The organism is Sulfitobacter marinus, assembly GCF_900116285.1.
Taxonomy (GTDB): domain Bacteria; phylum Pseudomonadota; class Alphaproteobacteria; order Rhodobacterales; family Rhodobacteraceae; genus Sulfitobacter; species Sulfitobacter marinus.
This window is the reverse complement of sequence record NZ_FPAJ01000002.1, coordinates 534,091-545,752: the sequence shown is the minus strand read 5'-3', so window position 1 is coordinate 545,752 and position 11,662 is coordinate 534,091. Positions and strand designations below refer to the sequence as shown.

The window sequence follows — 11,662 nt, the reverse complement described above, 5'->3', positions numbered from 1 at the left end:
CGTTATCAACTTGATCTTCGAAGCTAGGAGTAACTAAGCTGAAGAGGAGTTTCAACTCTTCAACAGCGCAGGGTCAGGCAACCTCGGGGATTTCATCCCAAACAAGGCCATAGCCTGGCAAGCACTGCGCCATCTCGGGATCACATTCAATCAAACGAACAGCGCCCGGGGTCGCGAATAACGCCCGCAAAAGCGTGTTGGTCAACGAATGCCCCGCGCGCACGCCTTTATAGTGGCCGATCAAAGGGGCCCCTGCCAAGGCAAGGTCACCCAAGGCATCCAGCATCTTGTGGCGCACAGGTTCATCCGCATGACGCAGACCGCCCGGGCTGACAACTTTGTCACCGTCAAACACGACAGCGTTTTCGCCGGAATTCCCACCAAGCGCCAGACCGTTGGCCTGCATCTCGTCCACATCCGCCTGACGGCAGAACGTACGACTGTCACAAAGCTCGCGCGCGAAAGAACCATTGTTCATCACCAGCGATTTTTGCTGACGTCCAATCGCGGCATCTACGAAATCAATCTCAAAGTCGATCCGCATCGTATCGCTTGGCGCAATCGTTGCAGATGCATCGCCATCCATCACGGTGACGGATTTCAACACTTCGAATGCCATCACTGGGGCAGACAGGACGCGCACACCGCGCTGCATGATGCCGCGCACAAAAGGGGCCGCAGAGCCGTCAAGGATCGGAACCTCGGGGCCGTCGATTTCGATCAGGGCGTTGTGAATACCGCAACCTGCAATCGCCGCCATCAAATGCTCAACAGTGGACACTTGCACGCCCGCTTCGTTTTCAAGCTTGGTGCACAAGGGGGACCGGTTTACCGCATCCCAGCGCGCCGGAATAAGACGATCGCCAATTTCAAGATCCGAGCGGGAGAACCAGATGCCATGATGTGCACCAGCCGGACGGATCGTCACAGTCGCGGGAAGGCCGGAGTGAAGGCCCTTTCCGGTAAAGCTGATTGCCGTCTTAATCGTTGTCTGCACGTGAAACCCCAAATGGTCGGAAACGTCTGTGTAAGGTGAACAATCTCCTATCGGCGGGGTTCCGGATGCTCAATTCAATCATTGCTACGGTCTGAAACATGAGTGTTACAATTGGGCGCAAACACGCGCATAACCGCATAAACACATGTTTCCAAATTATAATATGGACCGAAAATCGCCCTAATACATTTAAACTGTGATCAGTTTTAAATGAAAAAGCTCACGGGTTTTCGCATAACGTTACAAAGTTTCAGCCGCCTGCTGCTACAATCTCCTACGGGATTCGCGGCCCATAATGCAAAAAGACCGCCCCTAAGGACGGCCTTTTCAATCATGTGTCAAATCGTCTTGGCGAGTTAATTCGCCTGACGACGCAGGAACGCAGGGATCTCGATACGCTCTTGGTCTTCGTCATGGGAATCGCGCGGTTGCGGCGCTGCGGAGGAACCCCGTGATTGCACTTGCGGCTGGTGGCGTGCCGGACGCTGCTGCGCCTCTGGCTCGCTGTGGCCGGTCATCCGGTTGATCAGCGAATTGATCCCGAAACGCTTTTCGCTCTGCTCTGGTGCAGGTTGCGGGCGTTGTTCTTGTGGACGCTGCTGACCAGCGGCTGCAGGCGCTGCTTTCTGAGCCGCGGCACGCAGGCGTGCCAAGGCTTCGGGCGATGGCGTACCGGGGGCTGGCGCACGGGGCGCGACAAAGGCTTCTTGATCTTGCGCGTTGTGCGTTTCTTCGCGGCGCGGCTGCAAGGATGTCACCTCGGGGCGATAGGCAGGGGGCGGCAGATCATCTGCTTGCCCTGCATCTTCGGCAAAAATATCGTCATTGCCGGTATCAGTCGACCCGGCTTCTCTAAAAAGCGGCGGCTGCTCGTCTTCGTATTCTTCTTGAACCGCAACAGTCTGAGGGGCTTCCTCGGCGGCGGGTGCAGGTACTGTTTTTTGTTGCAGAGGCTGCGACATGGACCGGCGTGGCACGGGCATTTCCGTGTTCACATCAACCGCATCGATACCCGTAGCGACAACGCTTACGCGCATAAGGCCACCCAGTTCGGTGTCCAGCGTAGAGCCGACGATGATGTTTGCCTCTGGGTCGACTTCTTCGCGGATGCGATTTGCCGCCTCGTCCAGTTCGAACAGGGTAAGATCGTGGCCACCGGTGATGTTGATCAGAACACCCTTGGCACCGCGCAGGCTGATTTCGTCCAGCAGCGGGTTGGCGATGGCTTTCTCGGCGGCTTGGATCGCGCGATCTTCGCCTTCGGCCTCGCCTGTGCCCATCATCGCCTTGCCCATTTCGTCCATCACGGCGCGAACGTCAGCAAAGTCGAGATTGATAAGACCGGGGCGGACCATCAGATCAGTTACGCCTTTAACACCTTGGTACAGCACATCATCCGCCATGCTGAACGCTTCGGTGAACGTGGTTTTTTCATTCGCCAGACGGAACAGGTTCTGGTTGGGAATAATGATCAGCGTATCAACGACCTTTTGCAGGGCTTCGACACCCTCCTCGGCCTGACGCATGCGCTTGTTGCCCTCGAACTGGAACGGCTTGGTCACAACACCAACGGTCAGAACACCCAATTCACGTGCGGCTTGTGCAATGATCGGCGCGGCCCCTGTCCCGGTGCCCCCGCCCATACCAGCCGTGATAAAGCACATGTGCGCGCCAGCCAGGTGATCAACGATCTGCTCAATGCTTTCTTCGGCAGCGGCGGCCCCGACAGAGGCCCGTGCACCAGCGCCCAGACCTTCGGTAACCTTAATGCCCAGCTGAACGCGAAGCTCTGCTTTGGCTTGCTGCAACGCTTGCGCGTCCGTGTTCGCAACCACGAAATCAACGCCATCGAGGTTCTTCTCGATCATGTTGTTCACGGCATTGCCGCCTGCGCCACCAACACCGAAAACGGTGATCCGGGGTTTCAGGTCACCCTGTCCGGGCATGGAAAGATTCAATGTCATTGTGCCATCCGCCTGTAAATTTATTGCCCGCTCACGGGGCATTTAGTCCGTTCATTTGCCCCTAGCGTATAGAGGTTAACGGCATGCGTCACCCAAAAAACACAGTTTTGACACAGTATCTGGGCATTTTTTTGCCGATTCTTACCTGATTTGCCCCGATGCACTGCATCTTGGGGTTACCAGTTGTCTCTAAACCACTTGACCGCGCGCTTTAACGAACGTGCCGGATAGCGGTCTGCTGGAATGTCGAAATCCCACCATTCATCCTGCGGGTGGGCCGCAAACAGCGCCAACCCCACAGCCGAGGCAAAGCCCGGTCCGGTCGCGGCCTGTGGCAACCCGTGCACGCGCAACGGACGGCCAAGGCGGACCTGATGGCCCAATATTTTGGACGCCAACCCGTCAAGGCCGGGGATCTGGCTGCCGCCACCGGTCAAAACAATCTGCTGGCTCGGCAAATGATCAAACCCTGCTGCGTCCAGACGGGCGCGCACTTCCTCCAAAATCTCTTCTACACGCGGACGCATAATGCCGATCAGCTCGGCCCGGCTCACGGTGCGACGGTCATGTTCATAGTCGCCTGTGTCGCCGCCGATATCGATCATCTCGCGGTCATCCATCCCAGTGGCGTGAACCCCGCCATAAAATGTCTTGATCCGTTCCGCGTTATTGGTCGGCACCTGCAATCCCATCGAAATATCGGATGTGATGTGATCTCCGCCCATGCGCACGCTGTCGGCGTATATCATGTGTTTGCGGATAAAGATCGAAACGGATGTGGACCCGCCGCCCAGATCAATACAGGCAGCGCCCAGTTCCTGTTCGTCTTCCACCAGCGACGAAATGCCCGACACATAGGCGGAGGACGCGATCCCCGCCAGTTCGAGATCACAGCGTTTAATACAATGTGCAAGATGCTGCACGGCGGCGGCATCGACGGTCAGCATGTGCATATCGACCGACAGCGCATTGCCCAACTGCCCGCGCGGGTCAGACAGGCCCGACCGGTTATCAATGGCAAAGTTCACGGGCTGCGCGTGCAACACTTCGCGGTTCTCGCCGTATTCGGGAACGTCGCAACTGGCCAAGACCTGCGCCACGTCCTGTTCGGACACGACCTGCCCTTCCAGATCAATCTGCGCATCCAAGCCATAGCTGCGCGGTTCGGCCCCCGAGAAACAGGCGATCACGTGATCCACACGGATGTTGGCCATCTTTTGCGCGGCCTGAAGGGCGGTCCGCACGGCACGTTCGGTTTCTTGCATCGCGCAAATTTCACCAAAGCGCACACCGCGTGAACGGGTGGTCGCTGCACCAATGACGCGGAACCCCGATTGCCCGGCAAGCGATCCGATCTCGCCCTCTTCCGAAATGGGGCTGGCCCCGTCAAACCGCAGGACAAGGCAGGCGATTTTCGAGCTGCCCACATCTAAAATGGCCACAACGCCGCGCTGCATCGCAAGCTTGCGCATGTGGCGCATCGACCGTTGACTGTCGTAAAGATCCATAACGTTACTGTCCCGAAATTTGCCTGATGCGCCACCATTCTTGGGTGGCCTCTTTATTCATTTGTACGGTTGGCCTTTGGGCCAGCCGCATGTCGACCCGTGCAACATCACGTGTCAGAACCTCTTGCGCGCCTTCCAGCGCGATAACCCGCTCCAACGCCTGAATGGCCCCGGTTTCGGGCAGTAGAATGCGCTGTTCGCGGTCCAATACGACATCCCAGCGGCGTGCGCCCATGCGGATAAAGCCACGCAAACGGTCACCCAAGGGGGCCGCAACCCTCAAAAGGTCCAGCGCCTCGGCAATGCTGACATTTGCCGCTTCACCCGCCACTAGCGGCAAGTCGGGGCGATCCGTGCGATGCGCCAATCTGCCTATATAGGTGCCGCTCTCGTCGATCAGCGCCAGACCGTCCTGCGTGCGCCACACGGCAACGGCCACGCGCGGCTGCACCTCGACATGCAACAAACCGCCCGGCTTCACCCGCAAGCTTGCCTGCTGGACGCCCGGCAGTTGCATAATCGTGGACCGCATCGCGGCCAGATCAAGGTCAAAGGAACTGGTGGGGAAATCAATCGGCACGGCGGCGCGCACATTCGCGGCCAGTTCGGGCCCTGCCCCGTCGATCGCCATCAGTTTGACCATGAACTCGGGACGCTGCTGGATGCTGGACCGTAGGCTGGCATAGCCATCGGCAATCTGCCCCCGCCGCGCATCATCGGCCAGATAGACCGTGCCCGCAAAAAGCGCCAAACAAAACGGAACACCAAAACGCAGACCAAACAGGAAGGCCGGGGTCAGCATCAAACGCTGCATGCGCCACGCCCAACGGGACGGTGCCGGATCGGCCTTGAAGGCTCTGGCGGGTTTGACGCGGTTTATCAGCGATTGCATGATGCGTCCTCCACCATCCAGGCGCAAAGTTCGCCAAAGGAAATCCCGACCGCCTGCGCCTGTTCGGGCGACAATGATGTGGGGGTCATGCCGGGCTGGGTGTTTGTCTCAAGCAGGATCAGACCTTCGGCACCGCGGCTTTCATCCCAGCGAAAATCCGTGCGGCTGACACCGCGACAGCCTAGCGCGTTATGGGCGCGCAGGGCGTAATCCATGCACAGTTCAAAAATCTCTTGGGGAACATCGGCGGGCACCACATGGGTTGATCCGCCCTCTTTGTATTTCGCGTCATAATCATACCAGCCGGTGGTCAGGATATCCGTCACCGTCAGTGCGCGTTCACCCATCACCGTGGTCGTCAGCTCACGACCGGCAGCAAAGCGTTCGACCATCACCTCGGCTGGCATATCCGCGTCAAGCTGCGGCGGGCCGTTGTTTTCGATATCAATCAGATAGACACCGACGGACGAACCTTCGTTATTGGGTTTCACCACATAGGGCGGGTCCATCACATGGCGCGCGCGCACATCTGCGGCAGAAGCGATGATGCTTTCCACAATCGGCAACCCGGCAGATCGGAACACTTCTTTACTACGCTGTTTATCCATGGCCAGCGCCGAGGCCAGCACACCCGAATGGCTGTACGGGATGCCCATCCATTCAAGAATACCCTGAACGCAGCCGTCTTCGCCCCAACGGCCATGCAGGCAGTTCAATACAACATCGGGGGACGCGGCGCGCAGATCAGCATAGAGATCGGGGCCGGCGTCGACCTCAATCACGCTGAAATTCCTATCCCGCAAAGCAGCAGCGCATGCACGCCCTGTTGAGAGAGACACATCCCGCTCAGCGGAAGGGCCGCCCATCAATACCACCACTTTCGGGTCTGTCCTGCTCGACATGCCCACTCAATGTGCCTTTTTAACTGGGTCTTATTGACCCTTTTTATTATGTAGTTTGCCGCAACGCGGCACCGTGCCTGAGCGTTCGCGCGTTTATTTTTCGCCGATACGCATAATTTCCCACTCTAGCGTGATACCGCTGGAATCGTAAACCTTTTTTCGCACCTCTTCGCCCAATCCTTCCAACTCTGCGGCAGTTGCGCCACCGGTGTTGATCAAGAAGTTCGGGTGTTTGGGACTCATTTGCGCCCCGCCCAAGGTGGCACCGCGCATTCCGGCGTCGTCGATCACCTTCCACGCCTTCAGATCATGACGATCATCGGCCTGCCCAGTGCTGGAAAACCCAGCCGGATTGCGAAAGGTGGAACCGGCGCTGCGGTCTTTGGTCGGTTGCGTCTCATCACGCTTGCGCAGTTGGGTTTCCATGCGCGCATGCAGCGTGTCTGGATCGCCCTTTGGCGGGGCAAATGTGGCCGAGATCACGACACAGCCGTCGTCCAGCGTGGTCTGGCGATATTTAAAATCAAGGTCCTGCGCCGTGAGCGTGACCAGATCGCCGCTACGCGTAATCGCCTGCGCGCTAACAAAGTGATCGGCCGTATAGCTTCCGTAGCACCCTGCGTTCATCCGCACAGCGCCGCCAATACTGCCAGGGATTGTGCGCAGGAACGTTAGATCCAATCCCGCGTCCGCCGCCTTGCGGGCCACATGGGCGTCCAGTGCCGCCGCGCCTGCAATCACGTGATCGCCGTCAATCTCGATCTGATTAAAGCCGCGGCCCAGCCGGATCACCACCGCACGCAAACCGCCGTCACGCACGATCAGATTAGACCCCACGCCCATCGGGAACACCGACACGGTTTCGGGAAGCGCGCGCATAAACGCGGCAAGGTCATCGGCATCAGCAGGCTGGTACAGATAATCCGCCACACCGCCGACACGCAGCCATGTCAGATCGCTAAGCGGGCGTTGCGAGGTCAGCTTGCCGCGCATGTCGGGGAATGAAATATCTGTCATGCTCTGCGAGGTATCGCTGTTTTCGGCTGCCGTCAAACGGGCGGGTTTTCTGGAAACGGGTCAATCGTCACAATGCGCTTTCAGCGCGTTACTCGGCCGGGCCTTGAAGCGCCATACGGCGCAACCAGCGCATCAGATAAACCAGCGGCCAACGCAGCACCGAACACCCCGCCACCAAAACCAACATGCCGATCCATGGACCATGCTGCATTGTTACATATCCCAAAATCGGAATACCCACTGCCGTCAACGCATATGCCGCACGCCAGTGATTATCCGGGCTGGGGGTCAGGGCAATGATATTGGCGATCACGGCCCATAGACAGGCAAGCGTCAGGGAAAGGGTCATCTTGGCACCTCGATTTTACGTCCGCGCAGCCTTGCCAACAAAAACAGCAAAGGATTGCGGAACATAGACACATAGGCAGCAAGAGCGATCACACTAAATACAAACCCAACTTGTAAACCAATCACAATGATCAAAACCGGGCCCGCGACCAACAGGATCGCCCCCGGAATAAACTGTATGCGCAACGGCAAGGTGGCGACGGTGGCAGACAGGAAAACCCACATTAGACAAAGCCACGCCAGCGTCATGACATCACCTGAGGTTCAGGCCGCCCCACCATTCAGGCCGCACCCTTTTTCAGCGCTTCTAACGCGGCCGGCAGCCCGTTGGCCCAAGCGCTGATCGTACCCGCCCCAAGGCAGACCACCATATCGCCCGGCCCCGCTTGTTCCTGAACCAGACGGGCAAGGTCTTCTTCGCTGTGCACCGCGCGGGCGTGGCGGTGGCCATGACGGATAAGCCCTGCCACCAGATCATCGCGGCTGGCCCCTTCGATGGGATCTTCGCCAGCGGCGTACACTTCGGCAATGCCAACGACGTCAGCGTCGTTAAAACAGGCGCAGAATTCTTCGAAATGGTGGTGCAGACGGCTGTAGCGGTGCGGTTGATGCACGGCAATGACCCGCCCTTCGGTTGCCTGACGCGCGGCCTTTAGCACGGCGGTAATTTCAACCGGATGGTGGCCGTAATCATCAATGATCGTCACACCGTCCACTTCGCCCACCTTGGTAAAGCGGCGGTTGACGCCCCCGAACTCGGCAAGGGCGGTGCGAATTTCTTCGACCTTCATACCTAGGTGCCGCGACACGGCGACAGCGGCCAAGGCGTTGGACACGTTGTGATCGCCCGGCATTGGCAGGGTGCAATCCTTGATCACGATATCTTCGGCCTGAAACTGGATGTCGAAATGTGCCACGCCTGCTTTGTAATGTAGGTTCACGGCGCGCACATCCGCTTGGGCGTTAAATCCATAGGTCATGACACGGCGGTCCGATATTTTCCCCACCAACGCTTGGACTTCGGGGTGGTCGATGCAGCAGATCGCCAGGCCGTAAAACGGAATATTGGACACGAAATCAAGGAACCCTTGCCGCAACCTATCGAAGTCGCCCCAATGTTCCATATGTTCGGGGTCAATGTTGGTTACAATCGCAATGGTCGCGGGCAAACGGTTAAAGGTGCCGTCGGATTCGTCGGCCTCAACCACCATCCATTCGCCCTGCCCCATGCGCGCGTTTGATCCATAGGCGTGGATAATCCCGCCATTCACGACCGTCGGGTCAATGCCGCCATGCACCAGCAATTCCGCAACCATCGTGGTGGTGGTCGTCTTGCCGTGGGTGCCTGCAACAGCGATGTTGGATTTCAGGCGCATCAATTCGGCCAGCATTTCCGCCCGGCGCACAATCGGCAGCCCGGCAAGGCGCGCGGCGTCCAGTTCAGGGTTCCCCGGTTTGATCGCCGAGGAAATCACCACAACCTCTGCGTCTTTGATATTCTCGGCTTGTTGCCCCTCGAACACCATAGCACCCAGTTCGACCAAGCGATCGGTGATCTTTGTCGCCTTCAGGTCAGACCCCTGCACACGGTAGCCGTGGTTCAGTAACACTTCAGCAATGCCCGACATGCCGATGCCACCAATGCCGACAAAATGGATCGGGCCCACATCGGTAGGAAGCTTGGTGGCTGCGTTCATGCTGAGGATCCTTTTTGTGCCAAATATTCTACCAGTTGCCCCAGTTCTTCCGCCGCCCGGGGCTTGGCCGCCGACAGGGCCGCCTCGGCCATTTGCTGGGCACCGGCTGGGTTCGACAGCACCATCTCGATTTGTTTTGTCAGGTGATCCGGCTCGGACAGGTCCTCGGGCACCAAAATAGCTGCACCCGCAGACACCAACCCGCGCGCATTGGCGGTTTGGTGATCGCCCGTCGCTGCGGCATAGGGGATCAGGATCGAAGGGCGGCCAATGATTGACAGATCGGCAACGCTGGATGCCCCCGCCCGGCTAATAATCAACTGCGCCTCAGACATGCGTCGGGGCACATCGTGGAAAAACGGTTGAACGTCTGCGGTGATACCGTTTTCGGCGTAAAACTCAGATACCCGCTGCGCATCTTCCTCGCGCGCCTGATGGCTGACACGGATATTGCGCAGCATCTCCATCGGCAATTGTGCGATGGCGGGCGGAACAACTTCGCTTAGGATACGTGCGCCTTGGCTGCCCCCCATCACCAGCAGTTCCATCGGGTAATCGCCCGGTTCAATATAACCGGCACCGGCCCGATCCAGAACGGCAGCACGCACGGGGTTTCCCACATGATAGGTCTCGACACCGCCGGGTAGGACCGTCGGCCAGACGCCACAGGCAACCGCATCAACGCGTTTGGCAAAAAGCGTGTTCACCCGGCCCAATACGCCATTTTGTTCGTGGATCATCCGGGGGATGCGCAACATCCACGCGGCGGTCAAAGACGGGATCGACGGATACCCGCCAAAGCCGACAATCACCTTGGGTCTGTCAAGCAGCATGCCAAAAACCGCGCTAACGACACCGCCGAAAATGCGAAACGGAGCCAGCGCTTTGGCCATCAGCCCGCCACGGGCAAAGGTCGCGCTGCTGATCTGTTGAATTTCGACCGCATCCGGGAAACCGCTGGTATAGCGTGCGCCCCGCGCATCGGTCGACAGTTTGACGCGCCACCCCTGCTCCAGCATCACCTCGGCCAGAGCCTGTGCAGGGAACATATGCCCCCCCGTACCACCGGCAGCAATCGTTAACAGCGGAGCACGTTTATTCATCGGCCACGCCCCCGACCCAACAGATCAGAAATCTGGCCCTGCGGCCGTGTTCGGGTAAAGGCCAGCAACATGCCAACTGCAATGCCAGATGCAATCACCGACGATCCACCATAGCTCACAAAGGGCAAGGTCATGCCCTTGGCCGGCAGTAACCGCACCGCAACACCCATGTTGATCATCGCCTGAACGCCGAACATGCAGGCCAGACCGGTTCCGGCCAGACGGATGAACGGATCACGTTCACGCATCAGGCGCAGCAATGATCTGACCACCACAACAGCGTATAGAATGATCACAGCCATCACCAAAATCAGCCCGTATTCCTCTGCGGCGACAGCGATAATAAAGTCGGTATGCGCATCGGGCAGCGACCATTTCACCTGACCCTCGCCCACACCTACGCCGAACAAGCCACCCTCGCGGATCGCATCCGTTGCATAGCCAAGCTGCGTGCGCGGGTCCACGTCGGGCGACAAAAACCCGTCAATCCGGCGGGCAAAATGTTCAGAATTCGAATAAGCCACCGTGCCGGCGATCACGACCATTCCGGCCATCCCCACCAGCAACACCAGTGGCGCACCGGCAATGAAATACATCACGCCCCATCCGAACAACACCAGACAGGCCTGCCCGAAATCGGGCTGCAAGGCGAGCATCAGCACAATCGACACACAAAGCGCAAAGGACCATGTCTTGCCAGGCGGCCCGTTGATCTCGGCAGAGGCGGCCATCATCCAGGCCGACACAACCACAAACCCCGGCTTCAAAAATTCGGACGGTTGAAAGGACGCAAAGCCCAGCGAATACCACCGCATCGCGCCTTTGCCAAAGTCTGTTCCAAAAAACGGCAATAACGCCAAGGCGATGAAGGATAGCAAAAACCCGATCACCGCAAGCCTGCGCACCAAGGTCGGCGACATCATTGACGTCAGCAGCATCGCGCCAATCGCCACAAATCCGAATACAGCCTGACGCTGGACATAATGAAAGGACCCGAACCCGTTCTTGGCAGCCAAGGGTGGCGACGCCGCCAGCCCTAACAGCATCCCGACGGCAAAAAGCATGAGGATGCAAAACATGCCCCATTTGTCGATCGTCCGCCACCATTTTGGAAGGATGGGTTCGCCGTCCCGCACCGGAACTGCGCCATAGACCATTTCTGTCATGGTAACTGCCTTACACTGCCTCAACACGCCCCTTTTCGGGATCTGCCTATAACTATAGCGCGAAATGC

General features: G+C 58.3%; 11 protein-coding genes. All 11 read right to left on the bottom strand.

The annotated features are described in order from the left end of the window. Window positions 1-73: 73 nt before the first annotated feature. Window positions 74-997, bottom strand: a complete 924-nt coding sequence (lpxC, locus tag BM347_RS08085) for a UDP-3-O-acyl-N-acetylglucosamine deacetylase (RefSeq protein WP_093915899.1) — start codon at window positions 995-997, stop codon at window positions 74-76. Window positions 998-1,353: 356 nt separating this feature from the next. Next, on the bottom strand, window positions 1,354-2,961 hold the full coding sequence (ftsZ, locus tag BM347_RS08080; RefSeq protein WP_093915898.1) for a cell division protein FtsZ: 1,608 nt from the start codon (window positions 2,959-2,961) through the stop codon (window positions 1,354-1,356). Window positions 2,962-3,137: 176 nt separating this feature from the next. After that, window positions 3,138-4,442, bottom strand: coding sequence for a cell division protein FtsA (gene ftsA, locus BM347_RS08075; RefSeq protein ID WP_093916115.1), 1,305 nt, complete (start codon window positions 4,440-4,442; stop codon window positions 3,138-3,140). 31 nt (window positions 4,443-4,473) lie between these two features. Further along, window positions 4,474-5,361 carry a cell division protein FtsQ/DivIB gene (locus BM347_RS08070; protein WP_093915897.1) on the bottom strand — a complete coding sequence of 296 codons (888 nt, stop codon included), beginning with the start codon at window positions 5,359-5,361 and terminating at the stop codon, window positions 4,474-4,476. Then, the gene (locus BM347_RS08065) at window positions 5,349-6,263 is read right to left on the bottom strand and encodes a D-alanine--D-alanine ligase (protein ID WP_093915896.1); all 915 of its coding nucleotides are present in this window, start codon (window positions 6,261-6,263) and stop codon (window positions 5,349-5,351) included. Before BM347_RS08065 ends, BM347_RS08070 begins: the two co-directional genes overlap by 13 nt. A gap of 93 nt (window positions 6,264-6,356) precedes the next feature. Continuing rightward, window positions 6,357-7,280, bottom strand: a complete 924-nt coding sequence (gene murB, locus BM347_RS08060) for a UDP-N-acetylmuramate dehydrogenase (RefSeq protein ID WP_093915895.1) — start codon at window positions 7,278-7,280, stop codon at window positions 6,357-6,359. An 88-nt stretch (window positions 7,281-7,368) separates the two neighbouring features. After that, window positions 7,369-7,629, bottom strand: a complete 261-nt coding sequence (locus tag BM347_RS08055) for a DUF2484 family protein (protein WP_093915894.1) — start codon at window positions 7,627-7,629, stop codon at window positions 7,369-7,371. Next, window positions 7,626-7,877, bottom strand: a complete 252-nt coding sequence (locus BM347_RS08050) for a DUF2484 family protein (RefSeq protein WP_093915893.1) — start codon at window positions 7,875-7,877, stop codon at window positions 7,626-7,628. The genes BM347_RS08055 and BM347_RS08050 overlap by 4 nt, the downstream gene beginning before the upstream one ends. A 32-nt stretch (window positions 7,878-7,909) precedes the next feature. Then, on the bottom strand, window positions 7,910-9,325 hold the full coding sequence (gene murC, locus BM347_RS08045; RefSeq protein WP_093915892.1) for a UDP-N-acetylmuramate--L-alanine ligase: 1,416 nt from the start codon (window positions 9,323-9,325) through the stop codon (window positions 7,910-7,912). Beyond that, a complete protein-coding gene (locus BM347_RS08040) occupies window positions 9,322-10,428 on the bottom strand; it encodes a UDP-N-acetylglucosamine--N-acetylmuramyl-(pentapeptide) pyrophosphoryl-undecaprenol N-acetylglucosamine transferase (RefSeq protein WP_093915891.1) in 1,107 nt (368 codons plus the stop codon). The genes murC and BM347_RS08040 overlap by 4 nt, the downstream gene beginning before the upstream one ends. Next, the gene (ftsW, locus tag BM347_RS08035; RefSeq protein ID WP_093915890.1) at window positions 10,425-11,594 is read right to left on the bottom strand and encodes a putative lipid II flippase FtsW; all 1,170 of its coding nucleotides are present in this window, start codon (window positions 11,592-11,594) and stop codon (window positions 10,425-10,427) included. The genes BM347_RS08040 and ftsW overlap by 4 nt, the downstream gene beginning before the upstream one ends. Between the last annotated feature and the right edge of the window lie 68 nt (window positions 11,595-11,662).

Excerpts from the sequence above, each read along its gene's own strand:
- BM347_RS08055 (WP_093915894.1), bottom strand. The coding sequence starts at position 7,629 with ATGACCCTTTCCCTGACGCTTGCCTGTCTATGGGCCGTGATCGCCAAT.
- BM347_RS08050 (WP_093915893.1), bottom strand. The coding sequence starts at position 7,877 with ATGACGCTGGCGTGGCTTTGTCTAATGTGGGTTTTCCTGTCTGCCACC.
- BM347_RS08040 (WP_093915891.1), bottom strand. The coding sequence starts at position 10,428 with ATGAATAAACGTGCTCCGCTGTTAACGATTGCTGCCGGTGGTACGGGG.
- ftsW (WP_093915890.1), bottom strand. The coding sequence starts at position 11,594 with ATGACAGAAATGGTCTATGGCGCAGTTCCGGTGCGGGACGGCGAACCC.
- murC (WP_093915892.1), bottom strand. The coding sequence starts at position 9,325 with ATGAACGCAGCCACCAAGCTTCCTACCGATGTGGGCCCGATCCATTTT.
- ftsA (WP_093916115.1), bottom strand. The coding sequence starts at position 4,442 with ATGCGCCACATGCGCAAGCTTGCGATGCAGCGCGGCGTTGTGGCCATT.
- BM347_RS08065 (WP_093915896.1), bottom strand. The coding sequence starts at position 6,263 with ATGTCGAGCAGGACAGACCCGAAAGTGGTGGTATTGATGGGCGGCCCT.
- ftsZ (WP_093915898.1), bottom strand. The coding sequence starts at position 2,961 with ATGACATTGAATCTTTCCATGCCCGGACAGGGTGACCTGAAACCCCGG.
- BM347_RS08070 (WP_093915897.1), bottom strand. The coding sequence starts at position 5,361 with ATGCAATCGCTGATAAACCGCGTCAAACCCGCCAGAGCCTTCAAGGCC.
- murB (WP_093915895.1), bottom strand. The coding sequence starts at position 7,280 with ATGACAGATATTTCATTCCCCGACATGCGCGGCAAGCTGACCTCGCAA.